This is a genomic window from Chloroflexota bacterium, assembly GCA_014360805.1.
In the GTDB taxonomy this organism is placed as follows: Bacteria; Chloroflexota; Anaerolineae; order DTLA01; family DTLA01; genus DTLA01.
This window is the reverse complement of record JACIWU010000027.1, coordinates 20,654-35,189: the sequence shown is the minus strand read 5'-3', so window position 1 is coordinate 35,189 and position 14,536 is coordinate 20,654. Positions and strand designations below refer to the sequence as shown.

The window sequence follows — 14,536 nt, the reverse complement described above, 5'->3', positions numbered from 1 at the left end:
GGCTGAACTATGTATTATGCGGCAATTTGTTATACGGAAAGAATTCCGCATAACATGCCCACAGGCTCTCGTTATCTGGCAGATTCGCCGCATGCGCAACGCGAGTTCTCTCGCCTACCATGCGCGGGCGCGCCCTTGCGTGTATAGCATACGACAACTTTGTGCGAAAGTCAAGGGGTTTTGTGAGCGGATTCGGCCGCGCCCTGTGTTGGCGACCAAGGCGCGACGCACTTTCGGAAGCGCGCCCCACCCATGCCCGTGGCGCGGCCAACAAACTTTGGAACCGAGACCCTACTCGGCCTTGGGGCCGAACACCACCCGAACCTCGCCCTCCTCGGCCTTGGCGCTCTCCACGTCCAGCCCCGCCACCACCCGCGGCAGCACGATGTTGCGCTTCTGGTTGCCGATGTGTACCACCAGTTCGTCGCCCGAGCGGGTGAGTTTCAGCGCCTCCTTGCTCACGAACGGCAGTTTGAGCACCAGGATGTATCGGCCGTCTTCCTTGCGGACCACGTGCCGCGCGCCCTTGTAGAACACCGCGGCGGGGTCGCGGTCGCCGTACACCAGTTGCCCCAGTTGCCGCAGCCGCTCCAGCCCCACCACCTCGCTGTCCATCAGCGGGACCAGCAGGATGGGCAGCGGAGCGAAGGCTTCCTCCACGGCGCGGCCGTACTTCTCCTGGATGGCCTTCCAGTTGTCAAAGTAGGCGTCTCGCACCGTCGCCGGGATGATGCGGTTGGAGATGACCGCGTCCACCGGATAGCCGTACAGGCTGAGGTAGGTGTAGGTGCGCTGCGCCTCCTTGATGACCATCTTCTCCGGGTTCAGCACCAGGCGCACGGTGGATTTCTCGGGATCCGACAGGAGCGCGTGCATCCGATCCAGGTCGCGAATCAGCCCCTCTATCACGTCAAACAGTTCGTCCTCGGGCAGGGGCAGATCGGTCAGCGAGCGCAGCAGCGGCCGCGACAGTTGCATGGCCCGTTTCTCAATGGGGAAGATTTTCTCCAGATACCAGCGGGCCATGTCGGGGAAGGACAGCAGTTTGAGCGTTTCGCCCGTCGGGGCCGCGTCAATGATAATCACGTCGTACAGCCCGTCGTCGTGCAACTTGACGATTTGCAGCAGCGACGCCAGTTCCTCCATGCCGGGCAGCACGCTCACCTCTTCGGCGATGAGGTCGTCCATCCCGCGCCAGGACAGGAGCGCGGCCAGGTACTCCTGCACCGTGCCCCAGTACTTCTCCATCTGGTACAGCAGGTCAATCTCCTGCCCCCACAGGTTGGGGGCCACTTCCGTCGGCTCGGGGCCCAGGGGATAGTCCAGGCTGTCGGCCAGCGAGTGGGCGGCGTCGGTGCTCACCACGATGGTGCGCAGACCCTGCTCGGCGCAGCGCAGGGCCGTGGCCGCGGCGATGGTCGTCTTCCCCACGCCGCCCTTGCCTGTGAACAGAAGGATTCGTGCCATACTCTATGCACGCTCGCTCTGAGGTTTCAGCGGGGTGTTCTCCCTGGCGGCGAAATCGGCGTACTGAATCTGCGGGAACGGATTGTCCAACTCCGCCGCCTGCTCCAGGAATCGGCGGTCGGCTTCGGACAGGGGCGCTCCACGCTCGGCTGCCGCCGCCAGATGGTTGAACCGCGCCAGGTGCTGCTGGAAGCGCCCCGTGGCGTACTCCTTGGCCTGGCCGGTGCTGACGAGGAAGGGCCAGTCGCTGGATTCCAGGAGCACCAGTTCGCGCGCCACCTGGGCCAGGAGCGCCGCCTGTTCGCCCTGCGCCGACGGCCAGCGGGCCACAAGCCGCTCCATCCGCCTCTCCGCGGCGTGGATGAGCGGCCACATCCACTCGGTCTCCGGGTTTTTCCATGTCCAGTGGCCGCCGCCCGCCCCCCAGGAACTCTCGGGAAGGGCCACCACCTCGGTGGGCGGGTGATCGTTGAGGTAATCGCGGGCCGTCGTCAACTCCACGTCCGGGTTGATGCTCAACTGCCGCAGGACTTCCTTGAGCCAGTCCACGCCCTCAAACCACCAGTGGCCGAAGAGTTCCGTGTCGTAGGCGGACACGATGATGCCCATCTCGTTGTGGCGCTTGTTCCATTCGCGCAGCCGCTCCACCACGATGCTCACGAAGTGATCGGCGTGAACCTGCACTTGCCGCCGCGCCGTCTCGGGATCGTACAAATCCTTGTCGCCCAAATCCACGCCGGCGCCCGTGATACGCCAGTACTGCGCGCCCGAGTTGGGATCTTTGCGGTGAAACTCGCGGTATACGAAATCGCCCGGGTAGCCGTGCGCGGCAGACCACACCTGCATCCCCGTGCGTTCGTCGCGCCCGAAGACGGCGACCTCGGCGGCCTGCACGTAGTACGGGCGGAATGTCGTGCGCTGGGTGGCCTCCGGGCGGGTGTCGGGCTTCACCACCACCTTGCGCAGTGGGATGGCCCCATAAGGCCCCACAGCGTCGCCCGCCACCTTGCCCACCAGTTTGCCGCCCTCAATGACGTGGGTGTCGGTGAAGAAATACTTCAGCCCGAACGCCGCCAGGAACTCCTCTTCGCCGGGCTTGTAGTAGGACGGTGTGCCTTCCTTCATGTACCCTGGACGGTACCCGCACTCCGGCAGCCAGATGCCCTGGGGCCGCTGCCCCATGTGGCGAATGTACGTGTCCACGCCGGTCTTGATCTGGCCCCACAGGGTGGAATCCCGCTCCATGAGGGGCAGGTAGCCGTGGGTGGCCGCGCTGGTCAGCACGTCCACGTTGCCCGCGTCTTGCAGCCGACGGAACGCCCCCAGCAGGTCGCGGTGGTAGCGGGACCGGAAGGAGTCCAGGATGCCCTGGTAGAACCCCAGGTAGAAGTCGGCCAGGGCAACGCGGCGTGCGTCCTTCCCCTCCCACAGCCGCCGGTCCGACTCTATCAGGGCAATCCGCTCCTCCACGTACAACTCAAAGTGGTTCAGCACGTCCGGGTCAGCCAGTTGCTCCATCAGAATGGGCGTGATGCCGATGGTGAGCCTCGGCTCGTACCCCGCCGCCTTGAGGTCATACAGCGCGTTCAGCAGCGGCACGTAGGTTTCGGCAATCGCCTCGTGCACCATCTCCTCGCCATGGGGCCAGCGCCCGGCCTTCCGCACGTAGGGAAGGTGCGTATGCAACACGAAGGTAAACGCGCCCTGTTTCATCTTGCCCTCCTTTCACACAGCGTCGTGCTGTGCAAACGTGAGATGCTTCGCCCGGTCCAACACTACACGTCAAACACAACGCGCGCCGAGCAGTGCCCCGGCTCGCACGTGATGCGCAGGTCGTGGAACGTGGCCGCCTTGATGCGCCGTTTGGTAGGATGCCCCTTGTACCCTTCCACCGTCGCGCTCACCGTAAACTCTCCGGTGAGCGCAAGGTCAAACGTCGTGTACACTTCGCCCAGCGTCTCCGACAGGAACAGCAACTCGTTGAGCCAGTCCACCAGGAGCGTCTCGCGGTCGGCCGCCTGTACGTGAATGTCGTGCTGCGCGCGCTCCCCGGCCGCGCCGGGCAGGCCCTGCAGGGCGAACACCGCCTCGGCAGCATGGACGAGAAGACTTGCGAGGTCCTCGCCCCACACCTCTATGGCCAAATCGGCCGTGTGATCCAGTTCGCGGAAGAAGCACCGGTTCGCGCTCACGGGTTCTTTCGGCTCCTCGCCTCGTCGTCCAGGATGCGGCGCGCTACCTCCACGTCCTGGCCGATCTGCCTGACCAGGTCCGCGATGTTCGGGAAGCGCTGCTCGGGCCGCAGGCGCTCCACGAACTCCACCACCAGGTCGCACCCGTAGATATCCTGATCAAAGTCCAGGATGAAGGTTTCCACAGTGCGCGCGCCGTTGTCAAAACTGGGCCGCACGCCGATATTCGCGACACCCGGATACCGCTCGGTCCCCAGGACGGCGAACACGGCATACACCCCGTCGGCGGGGACGGCGCGTTCCTGGCGCACTTCCAGGTTGGCGGTGGGATACCCCAGCGCGCGCCCGCGCCGCGCCCCGGGCACCACCTCGCCCGCCACCGTCGGGTATCGCCCCAACAGCCGCGTGGCCCCGCGCACGTCGCCCTGGGCCAGCAACGCCCGAATCCGCGTGCTGCTCACCACTTCCCCGTCCAGCAGGAAAGGCTCCACCGCCCTCACGGCGAATCCCAGGTCGGCGCCAAGCGCGCGAAGCGTCGCGATATCGCCCTCGCGATTGCGCCCCAGGGCGAAATCGGGGCCGACCCACAGTTCCCGCAGGCGCAGGTGGCGCACCAGCGCGCCGGTGAACTCGGCCGCCGACATCTGAGCCATCTGCGCGTCAAACGGCAGAATCGCCAGAATATCCAGCGACAACTGCTCCATCAAGACGGCCTTCTCGCCCGGTGTCGTCAGATAGCGTATCGGCAAATCGGGCCGCAGGACGGCGACGGGGTGCGGGTGGAACGTAACCACCATGGCCAGCCGCCCGGTCTCCTTCGCTCTGGCCACAAGATTGCGGATGAGGAACTGATGCCCCAGGTGCACGCCGTCAAATGCGCCGATGGTGGCTACCGTATCCTGCTCCAGATGCGCCTGTTCCCAGTTGTCAATCAGCAGCATTGTCCTGCAAACCTTGTGTCGGGATTGAGATTGCAGAGTGCCCGGCGACTAGCGCCCGCCAAAGACCTTCACGGGAAGCCATCGGCCTGCTGCCGCATTATAGCAGACAAGGGCCACAAAATCACCTGCCAGCGTGTACGCGCGGGCCACCTGCCCATCCGCGCCGGCCCTCGCGTCCACGGGCCGACCGTGGCCCAGCGCCTCGGCCTGCGTGTCGGTCAGAACCAGCGCCGGCATGTCCAGCAGCGCCTCGTCCATGGGGATGAGGAAACGCGGCCAATCGCCGTCGGCGGCCGCCTCCTGCAAGCGGGCCAACGGGACGGCATCCTCCACCGAGAACCGCCCCGACGCCACCCGCCGTAGCGACTTCAGGTGCGCGCCGCTCCCCACAAGTTGGCCCCAGTCGTGGGCCAGCGAGCGGATGTAGGTGCCCGGCCCGCACTCTACCTCCACAGTCGCAACGGGCGGCTCCCACCGCACCATCGCGGCGCGGTAGATGTGCACGTCGCGGACGGGCGGCTCCACCGACTCGCCTCGGCGCGCGCGGCGATACAGCGGCACCCCGGCCTGCTTGACCGCCGAGAAGGCGGGCGCGCGCTGGCGAATGGGGCCTACGAACGTTGCCAGGGCCGCCTGTAGCGCCTCGGCCGTCAGATGAGCGACGGGGCGTTCCTCCACCACGTCGCCGTCGGCGTCGTAGGTAGTCGTGGTTTGGCCGAAGGCCACTTCCGCCACGTAGGTCTTCCTGGAGTTCATTAGGTATTCCGCGATTCGTGTGGCCTGGCCCACGCAGACAAGCAACACCCCCGTGGCCATAGGGTCCAGCGTCCCTGCGTGGCCCACGCGGCGGGTTCCTGCGATCTTGCGGACGGCATTTACCACGTCGTGCGAGGTCATGCCGCGCGGCTTGTCCACATTGAGGATGCCCGACAGGAGGCCCTGGGCCGCGCCGCACGTCGGCCCGCCGCACCCGCCGCACCCGGTCGCCTCACCCATCTGCGCGCCTGCTCCCATCCAGCAGCGCCCGCACCGCGCCCAGCACCCTGGACTCCACCTCGGCCAGCGGCCCGGCCAGCGTGCACCCCGCCGCCTGCGGATGCCCGCCGCCCCCCAACGACAGCGCGATGCCCGATACATCCACCCCCGGCACCGAGCGAAGGCTGACCTCCACCCGTCCGTCGTCCCGCTCCCTGAAAAGCACGGCCACGCGCGCCTCCTCTACCCCGGCCAGGAACGCCACCAGCCCGCTCAAGCCGTTGGCCGAGGCGTCGGACTGCGCCATGAGGGACGCGGGCAAGGACGCCCACACGATGCCATCTTCCAGCCGCGCCTGCGACAGCGCCTCGCCCCACAGTTTGGTCATGGCGAAGGAGCGCTGCACCAGGATTCGGCGGGCGATGCCCGCGAGGTTCGCCCCCGCGGCCACGAGTCGCTCTGCGGCCCGAAGCGCCGCCAAATCCGTGTTGGGCGTCGTGAAGCCGCGCGTGTCCATCACGATCCCGCTCAGGAGGCATGTGGCGATTTCGGGCGTGATGTCCACGCCCAGACCGTCGGCCAGGCGCAACACCAGTTGGCACGTGGAAGCCGACCCGGGCTCCACCCAGTTCACGGTGCCGAAGTCCAGGTTCGTGATGTGGTGGTCTATGTTCAGAATGGGCAGGTGGCCGAGCCGAGAGGCGTCGTAGGCTTCGCCCAGGCGGGGAATGTCGCTGGAATCCAGGCTGATGACCAGGTCAAACTCGCCCTCCGGACGCTGCACGACTTCGTCCGCGCCGGGCATAAAGCGGTACTCCCGCGGCACGGGGTCGGCGCAGGCAAGCGTGGTCTGCTTGCCCAGCGCCCGCAGAATGTGCCCCATCGCCAGGAGCGCCCCGATGGCGTCGCCGTCGGGCGAGGTGTGGCACAGGACCAGAATGCGGTCTGCTGCGAGAATCATCTGTTCAGGCGTCGGCATCGTCCGCGTCTTCCCCGTGAATGCGATCCAGGATGGCGTCTATGTGCCTGCCGTATTCCAGCGCCTCATCGTGGAAGAACTCCAGTTGCGGCACGATGCGCAACTGGAGCCTGGCCGCCAACTCGCGCCGCAGGTAGCCGCGCGCGTGTTCCAGGCCCTCGCGGGCTTGCTCCCGCTCCGCCTCCTCGCCGATGACGGCGTAGTACACGCGCGCAATGGCCAGGTCTGGCGTAACCTGCACGTCGGTAACGGTAACCCAGTGCAGCCGCGGGTCGTGGGCGCGGCGGCCCAGCAGGTCGCCCATCTCCTCTTTGATCAACTCGGCAACGCGCCGTTGTCGTCTGGATGATGTCATGTCTCACCTCTTTGGAGCGGCCAGGCGCTATACCCGCTCCTGCTTGTAGAACTCCAGCACGTCGCCCACCTGGAAGTCCTCGTACTTCTCAAGCCCGATGCCGAATTCGTATCCCGCGCTGACTTCCTTCACGTCCTCGGTGAACCGCTTGAGCGAGGCGATGCGCCCGTCAAACAGGACCTGCCCGCCGCGGATCACCCGCACCGAGGAAGCCCGCGTAACCTGGCCATCGGTCATGTAGCAGCCAGCCACCTTGCCCCGCTTGGAGATGGAGAACACGGCGCGCACCTCGGCGTGGCCCGTAACCACCTGCTGGTACGTCGGCTCCAACATGCCCGTCAGGGCCTTCTCCACGTCCTCCACCAGTTGGTAGATGACGTTGTACAGGCGGATGTCCACCCCTTCCTGCTCGGCCAGGGCGCGGGCCGCCGCATCCACCGACACGTTGAACCCGATGACGATGGCCGACGAGGCCGACGCCAGCATCACGTCCGACTCGCCGATGTTCCCGATGGCGCTGTGCAGAATCTTCACTTTCAGGTCTTCGCTGCCGAGTTTCTGAAGGGACGACTCAATGGGCTCCAGCGACCCCTGCACGTCGGCCTTGAGGATGATGTTGAGTTCCTTGGCCTTGCCCTCCTGCATGCGCGCGAAGACCTCTTCCAGCGTAACGCGGGCGGGGCGGGCGGCCGCCGCCTGCTGACGCTGCTGGGCGCGCTCGGCGGCGATGGCCTTGGCAGTGCGCTCATCTTCCACCACCTCAAACAGGTCGCCTGCTTTGGGGACTTCGCTCAAGCCGAGGATCATCACCGGCGTGGATGGCGTGGCCTCGGAAACAGCGCGGCCCTTGTCGTCAAACATGGCCCGCACACGCCCAGCGCTCTCGCCGATCACCAGATTATCGCCCACGTGGAGGGTTCCGCGCTGCACCAGCAGGGTGGCCACAGGCCCCCGCGTCTTGTCCAGGCGGCTCTCCACCACAACCCCTGTCGCCGGGCGGAACGGGTTCGCCTTCAACTCGGCCACTTCGGCCACCAACAGGATGTTCTCCAGGAGTTCCTCTATGTTGATCCGCTTCTTCGCCGAAACGGGCACGCAAATGACGTTGCCGCCCCATTCCTCCACCAGCAGGCCCAAATCGGCCAGTTGCCGCTTGACCACTTCCGGGTTGGCCTCGGGCTTGTCAATCTTGTTGAGCGCGACGATGATGGGCACCTGCGCCGCCCGCGCGTGGGCAATGGCCTCTTTGGTCTGGGGCTGCACGCCATCATCGGCCGCGACGACGAGCACGACGATGTCGGTGGCCTGAGCGCCCCGCGCGCGCATGGCCGTGAACGCCTCATGGCCCGGTGTGTCCAGAAAGGTGATCTTCTTCCCCCCCAGTTCCACCTGGTACGCGCCGATGTGCTGGGTGATGCCGCCGGCCTCGCCTTCCACCACGTTGGCGTTGCGGATGGCGTCCAAGAGCGAGGTCTTCCCGTGATCCACATGCCCCATCACCGTAACGACCGGGGGCCGGGGCCGCAAATCCTCGGGGCGCTCGTCCTGCACATCGCGCCAACTGGGGATCTGCGCCGGCGCGATCTCCGGGGCCTGCTCTTCCTCCGGCATTTCCTCGCGCGTCTCAAATCCCATCTCGGCGGCCACAATCGCCGCCGTGTCGTAGTCAATCAGTTCGTTGATATTGGCCATGATGCCGAACCCGATCAGTTTCTTCATCACCTCAATCGGGCTGACGCCCAGGGCATGGCCCAGGTCGCGCACCGTCAGGCTGCTGGGCAGTTCAATGACGGAAGGCGCAGCCGGGGTTTCGGCCTGGCTCTTCGCCCCGGCGTGACTGCCGGCCTGCGGTCTAGAGGCCGGCGCCGCCGTGCCGCCCGCCGCGCTCTTCCGAGTTGCGTTTTTGTTCTTGTCCTTCGCCATATCCACCCCTCCTGATTCGGCCCGCGCCGCGACGCGGCTCCGTACAAGCCCTGCGGGCCGAAGTATAGAAAACCACACGGGCCAGAGCAGGCTCTGCGGTGAACGGGTACGAAAAAACCCTGCTCAGCTCGCCCTGAACGACAAACAGGTCGGCCGCCCGCTGACCGCAGGACGACGCGAAGGAGCAGGGTTGATATAGGCTACTAGGGTGCGCCGATGCACGCGAGTTACATCAGAATCTCATGACACCCCTCAACCGTACCTGCTCCCATAACCCACGCACTTCCGATTTCCAGTCGCGGGAATCACGCCTGATTCCCGTCATGGCTCCGGCTCCTCATCACCGGAAAGGCTCCCCTCCAATTGTAGGAGATGCAACTGGTCCTGCAATCGCGCCTTCACATCGTCCGGGAGGGCGACGCCCAGCGCGCGGCTGATGGCGCCTTTGGCCAGCGCCTGCTGCCAGCAGCGAACCTGCTTGCACAGGTAAGCCCCGCGTCCGGGCTTCTTGCCCGTCGGGTCTATGTCCACGGTGCCGTCGGGCATCCTCACGATGCGCGTCAGTTCCCGCTTGCTTCGCGTTTCCCCGCACCCCACACAGGTGCGTTGTGGGACGTGTTTGCGTCGCATGGCCTACCTGCACGAGTTCCTACAACTCTTCTTCCCAGTCGTCGCCCCAATCGCGACGGCGGCCGGCCGGCTTGGGCTTGCGCCGCGGGGCGACCTCGGTGGGTTGCGGTGCTCCCGCGCGCCCCTTTTTGAACTTCTTCTTGGCGCGCTTCCCGGCCTCTTCCTCGGACTCGCCTTCGCCCTCGTCGTCAAACGCCAGTTCGTCAACCTCAATTCGGATCGGCAGCGCCTCGGGTTCGGGCGTAGGCGCTTCGGCTACCTCCGCCACAGGCGCGGGCTCCACTTCGGGGGCGGCTGCAACCGGCGCGGCCTCCTCGGCGGCGGGCGCTTCCGTCACCGCAGGCGCGGCCTCCTCGGCAACGGGCGCTTCCGTCACCGCAGGCGCGGGCTCCGCTTCGGGAGCGGCTGCAACCGGCGCGGCCTCCTCGGCGGCGGGCGCTTCCGTCACCGCAGGCGCGGCCTCCGCTTCGGGAGCGGCTTCAACCAGCGCGGCCTCCTCGGCGGCAGGTTCGGACCCAACTTGTGGAGCCTCGGCCACCTCCGCTGCCACCTCGGCGGGTTCGGCGCCGACCTGCGGCTCTGCCTTGCCCAACAGGATCGCCTCGGCCTTCGCCAGGAGATCCTCGGATACGGCCTGGGCTTTCTCCTGGGCGTAGCGCTGTTCCTCTTCCCACTCCGACGCGCTCTTGATGTCAATGCGCCAGCCGGTGAGTTTGGCCGCCAAGCGCACGTTCTGGCCTTCCTTGCCGATCGCCAGCGACAATTGCTTGTCGGGCACGATGACGGTGGCCGTCTTGCCGCCCTCGGCGGTTTCGTCCAGGATGACCTCAGTGGGCTTGGCCGGGCTCAGCGCGTTGGCGATGAACGTCGCCGTGTCCGCGCTCCACGCCACCACGTCAATCTTCTCGCCGTTCAGTTCGTTGACGATGTTCTGGATGCGGTACCCACGTTGGCCCACGCAGGCCCCCACGGGATCCAGGCGCGGCTGCTTAGATGCCACGGCCACTTTGGAGCGCGATCCGGCCTCGCGTGCGATGGCCTTGACTTCCACCGCCCCGTTGAGAATCTCGGGGACCTCCATCTCCAGCAGGCGGCGGAGCAGGTCGCGGTGCGCGCGGCTCACGATGATTTCCGGGCCGCGGGTGCCGCGCTGCACGTCCACGATGACAACTCGCAGGCGCTGGGCCGGCCTGTATCGCTCGCCGGGGATCATCTCGCCCCTCGGCATGACCCCTTCGGTCTTGCCCAGGTTCACCGTTACCAGGCCCGGCTCGGCCGTCTGCACCGAGGCGTTGATCATCTCGCCCACGCGGTCGGCGTAGGACTGGTAGAGCGTGTCGCGCTCGGCCTCGCGGATGCGCTGGAGAATCACTTGCTTGGCGGCCTGCGCCGCGATGCGGCCGAAGTCCTTGGGCGGGGCGCATTCCACCATCACCTTCGTGCCCACGGCGGCGTCGGGATTGATGCTTCGCGCCTCTTTGAGGGCGATTTGCGTGTCGGGGTCAGAGACGCTGTCCACGACTTCTTTGACCGCGAACAGTTTGACCTCGCCCGTCTGGTTGTCTATCTTCGCCACCACGTTCCCGCAGTCGCCGAAGTTCCGCTTGTAGGCAGAGACCAGGGCAACTTCCACCGCCTCAAGGACCACGTCCTTGGGCAGGTTCCGCTCGGCGCACACCTGGTTGATGGCCTGTATGAACTCGCTCTTCATAGATACGTCCCCTACCTCCTGCGACCGCGCGGCGCAAATGCCTCACAACAAGAAAAGTGGGGGACGCCCACTTTTCTCCAGCGCAATCGTAATAACAAACGCATTATACCACGCCGTTTCGGATTGCGCAAGTCAAACGTGTCAGTGCATCCGTGCAAAAGTTTGTCGGCCCCCTGCCTCCGGCGGCTATGGGAAGCCGCCCTACGTGTCTACAATTGTTCTCCATTCGTGTGGATTCGTGTTATTCGTGGATGGCGCCTGCGACGAAAGCGAACTTCGTCAGGTGTGGCGCGGATTTGTCAGGCCGCGGGAATCCTGCTATAATGGCCCCGCGACGACCTTTCAAGCACCGCGGCATGGTGCGAGGCGGCAAAGGGAACCCGTCGTTTCGCCGATACTTCTGGGCCACCCTAGCTCAATCGGCAGAGCAGGCGCTTCGTAAGCGCCCGGTTATCGGTTCAATTCCGATGGGTGGCTCCACGATCCTTAGCGAGCCCTGACCGCACGCCGGGTCAGGGCTTGTCTATAGCCATGCGCCAGCAGGAGGATCCGGTGGCCGCTCGGTCCGAACAACCCGCCGCCTCCATGCCCACCGACGACCGCGCGGGGGGATGGGAGCGCGTTTGGGGATTCCTGACCTCTCCCCGCTGTGCAGCCATCCTCACCATCCTTGTCGCGTTCGTGTTCCTCCTGGCAGGCATCTTCCCCCAGGCTCCCGCCACGGGCGCAGACTCCGCCGCGCAACTCCGCTGGCTGGCCGAAGCCGCCGCACGCTGGGGCGCGCCCGGCCCCACGCTGCGCGCCCTGGGGATGTTTCAGATTGCCGACTCGTTGCTCTGGAAGGGGACGCTGGGGCTTGGCGTGTTCGTCCTGCTCCTCCATCTCGCCCAGAACCTGCGCCGCGCGCTCCGATACGCGAAGACGGATGCCATCAGCCTCCCGCGTCGGGCGCAGGGCCAGCGAGTTGCCAATGGGAGCGCGGCGCAGGTGTTGGCGTCCGTGGATGCGGCCTTGACGCAGGCCGGCTATCGCACCCGCACGGAGTCCATGGGCGAGGCGCTGCAACTCCACGCCGTGCGCGACGGCTGGGCGTGGGGACTCCGCGCGGGCGCTGCCTTCGGTCTGCTGCTGGTTGCGACCGCGCTCTTGCTTTCGGGACGCGTGTCCCGCACGGAGGAACTCGCGTTGGGGCCGGGGGAGGCCGCAACCCTGGCGCTGCGCCCCGGGTGGTCGGTGTCGCTGGGGGATGGGGCGCAGGGGGCGCTGTGGCCTGTTCTCCTGCTGGGGCCCGAAGGCGACGTGAGGGCGCAGGGGGTCATCGGCCCGCAACGCCCGCTGTGGGCCGGGGACTTGACGCTGCACCGGACGCGGTCGTTCGCCGGCGTCGTGGTCAGCGCGACCGACGAGGGGGGAGTCCCCGTGTCGCTCCAGGCGGCGGGGGAATCCTCCGCCGTGGGGACGCTGTTCCTGCGATTTGACGAGGACCAACCCGAACAGTACTTCGCCGCCCCCGACGTGGGGGATACCATCCGCATCGCCCTGAACCCCGACGCCGACGGGGCCGCGCCTGCATTCCTGTTCCAGGTTTTCCACGGCACGGACATCCAGCCCGCCCACGAAGGGGCATTCTCGGACGAGGGGACGGCCGCATCCAACGGCATCACCTACCGCTTCGCGGCGGGGCAGTACCCTGCGGCAGTTGCCATACGCGACCCTTCGCGCTATCCTTTGTGGGCGGGGGCGGTGCTCGCCGTGGTTTGCGGCCTGGCATCCGCGTGGGTTTCCGCGCGCGCCGCCGTTGTGCAGGCGACACAAGCAGCCAATCGCGCCGCCCTTCGGTTTTGGGCGAGCGACGCCGACACCGCAGACGTGATCCGCGAGGCGCTTGGGTAGGCGGCTCCTGCGCCTGCACACGTCTCGCACGGGGAAAGTTGGATGGGACTACCGTTGAACCCCAGCACGGTACTCTTGGGCCTGGCCTACGCCGCATCGCTGGCGGGGGTCGCGCTCTGGCTTGCGGCCTACGCGCGGCATGTGCCGCGGGCGCAGGCGGTGGCCCGCGCCCTCGCGTGGGCGGCTGCGGCGCTTGCGGCGGCCTACCTGCTCGCTGAGGCGCTGCTGGCGCGCAGGGCGCTCTTCGTGGGCGTGGCCGACTTCCTGGCCGCAGGCGCGGTCGGGTTGCTGGCGCTTGCGCCGATATCGGAGCGGGGCAGGGCGTCGCCGATTGGCCCTCTGGCGCTGGCGTTGGCCGCCCTCACGCATGTCTGGACGGCCAGGCCCGCCGCCGCGCCCGCCGTTCCCGCCCAGCAGACGCTCCTGTACGTGGCGCAAGCGGGCCTGCATGCCCTGGGCGTGGGCGGGTGCATGGCGGCCCTGCTGGGCACGTTGGGCGCGCGCGACATGCGGCAGGGGCAGCCGCCCGCCGAGTTCGCCGGCATCGCCCTGATGGGCGTCGGCTTTGTCCTGACGGCGGCCTGGGCCTGGCTCAACTGGGGCGTCGCCTGGCGCAACGACCCGCGACTGAACCTGATGGTGGCCGGTTGGCTCTGCGTCGTGGCGGGGAGGTTTCTGCGCCGCGACGCATCGCAATGGGGCCTGATGGCGCAATGGGTGGGCGTGGGCCTGATGCTGCTGGGGGCCTTCGCCGCCGACTGGATCGCCGCCGCGTGGCCTGGGTTGTCGTTCGTGGCCTGGTGAGAGTCCGAGGAGGGAGTCCATGGGAGTGGTAGTTATCGGTGTGGCAGGCGGAAGCGGCTCAGGCAAGACGACCGTGTCCCAGGCGATTCTGGAGCGCGTGGGGCGCGAGCGCATCGCCTACATCCAGCACGACTCGTACTACCGCGACCGCAGCGACCTGCCCTTTGAGGAAAGAACCCGCCTCAACTACGATCACCCCGACTCGCTGGAAAACGAACTGCTCATCCAGCACATCCTGGCCCTGCGCGAGGGTCGGGCCGTGCAAATCCCCATCTACGACTTCACGACCCACACGCGCCTACGCGAGACGCGCACCGTGGAACCCCGCCAGGTTGTGCTGGTGGAGGGCATCCTCATCTTCGCCGACAAGGCGCTCCGCGACCTGATGGATGTCAAAATCTTCGTGGACACCGATCCCGACATCCGCTTCATCCGCCGCCTGAAGCGCGACATCTCCGAGCGGGGGCGCACCATGGAGTCGGTGTGCCAGCAGTACCTGGAGACCGTGCGCCCCATGCACCTGGAATTCGTGGAACCCAGCAAGCGCTACGCCGACATCATCATCCCCGAAGGCGGGTTCAACACCATCGCGATTGACATGGTGGTGGCCAGGGTGGAGAGCATGCTGGGCGCGCAGAACTGCGGCCCAGCCCGCTAGGAGGTCGC

At 66.8% G+C, this 14,536-nt stretch carries 13 protein-coding genes and 1 tRNA gene; 4 read left to right on the top strand and 10 right to left on the bottom strand.

Annotation, left to right across the window (positions count from 1 at the left end):
• Positions 1-291: 291 nt before the first annotated feature.
• From H5T65_06470 to nusA, 10 genes are all read right to left on the bottom strand, one after another.
• On the bottom strand, positions 292-1,467 hold the full coding sequence (locus H5T65_06470) for an ArsA family ATPase (protein MBC7258873.1): 1,176 nt from the start codon (positions 1,465-1,467) through the stop codon (positions 292-294).
• A gap of 3 nt (positions 1,468-1,470) precedes the next feature.
• Positions 1,471-3,180 carry a DUF1957 domain-containing protein gene (locus H5T65_06465; protein ID MBC7258872.1) on the bottom strand — a complete coding sequence of 570 codons (1,710 nt, stop codon included), beginning with the start codon at positions 3,178-3,180 and terminating at the stop codon, positions 1,471-1,473.
• Positions 3,181-3,242: 62 nt separating this feature from the next.
• Positions 3,243-3,659, bottom strand: coding sequence for an archease (locus H5T65_06460; GenBank protein MBC7258871.1), 417 nt, complete (start codon positions 3,657-3,659; stop codon positions 3,243-3,245).
• The gene (locus tag H5T65_06455) at positions 3,656-4,600 is read right to left on the bottom strand and encodes a bifunctional riboflavin kinase/FAD synthetase (protein ID MBC7258870.1); all 945 of its coding nucleotides are present in this window, start codon (positions 4,598-4,600) and stop codon (positions 3,656-3,658) included. The genes H5T65_06460 and H5T65_06455 overlap by 4 nt, the downstream gene beginning before the upstream one ends.
• A gap of 48 nt (positions 4,601-4,648) precedes the next feature.
• Positions 4,649-5,596, bottom strand: coding sequence for a tRNA pseudouridine(55) synthase TruB (gene truB, locus H5T65_06450; protein MBC7258869.1), 948 nt, complete (start codon positions 5,594-5,596; stop codon positions 4,649-4,651).
• Entirely contained in the window at positions 5,589-6,554 is a 966-nt protein-coding gene (locus H5T65_06445) for a bifunctional oligoribonuclease/PAP phosphatase NrnA (protein MBC7258868.1), read from the bottom strand. The genes truB and H5T65_06445 overlap by 8 nt, the downstream gene beginning before the upstream one ends.
• Positions 6,541-6,909, bottom strand: coding sequence for a 30S ribosome-binding factor RbfA (rbfA, locus tag H5T65_06440; GenBank protein MBC7258867.1), 369 nt, complete (start codon positions 6,907-6,909; stop codon positions 6,541-6,543). Before rbfA ends, H5T65_06445 begins: the two co-directional genes overlap by 14 nt.
• 27 nt (positions 6,910-6,936) lie before the next feature.
• The gene (gene infB, locus H5T65_06435; GenBank protein MBC7258866.1) at positions 6,937-8,832 is read right to left on the bottom strand and encodes a translation initiation factor IF-2; all 1,896 of its coding nucleotides are present in this window, start codon (positions 8,830-8,832) and stop codon (positions 6,937-6,939) included.
• Positions 8,833-9,153: 321 nt separating this feature from the next.
• Positions 9,154-9,462 carry a YlxR family protein gene (locus H5T65_06430; GenBank protein ID MBC7258865.1) on the bottom strand — a complete coding sequence of 103 codons (309 nt, stop codon included), beginning with the start codon at positions 9,460-9,462 and terminating at the stop codon, positions 9,154-9,156.
• Positions 9,463-9,481: 19 nt separating this feature from the next.
• Positions 9,482-11,173: a transcription termination/antitermination protein NusA gene (gene nusA, locus H5T65_06425; protein ID MBC7258864.1), complete on the bottom strand. Its 1,692-nt coding sequence runs from the start codon at positions 11,171-11,173 to the stop codon at positions 9,482-9,484.
• A gap of 404 nt (positions 11,174-11,577) precedes the next feature.
• On the opposite strand from nusA, the gene H5T65_06420 reads away from it, so the two are divergent.
• The 4 genes from H5T65_06420 (at position 11,578) to udk (ending at position 14,528) form a co-directional block, all read left to right on the top strand.
• Positions 11,578-11,653 (top strand) — tRNA-Thr (locus H5T65_06420).
• A gap of 72 nt (positions 11,654-11,725) precedes the next feature.
• Positions 11,726-13,066 carry a hypothetical protein gene (locus H5T65_06415; protein MBC7258863.1) on the top strand — a complete coding sequence of 447 codons (1,341 nt, stop codon included), beginning with the start codon at positions 11,726-11,728 and terminating at the stop codon, positions 13,064-13,066.
• 42 nt (positions 13,067-13,108) lie between these two features.
• Positions 13,109-13,870: a hypothetical protein gene (locus tag H5T65_06410; GenBank protein MBC7258862.1), complete on the top strand. Its 762-nt coding sequence runs from the start codon at positions 13,109-13,111 to the stop codon at positions 13,868-13,870.
• Positions 13,871-13,889: 19 nt separating this feature from the next.
• Entirely contained in the window at positions 13,890-14,528 is a 639-nt protein-coding gene (gene udk, locus H5T65_06405; protein ID MBC7258861.1) for a uridine kinase, read from the top strand.
• Positions 14,529-14,536 lie beyond the last annotated feature (8 nt).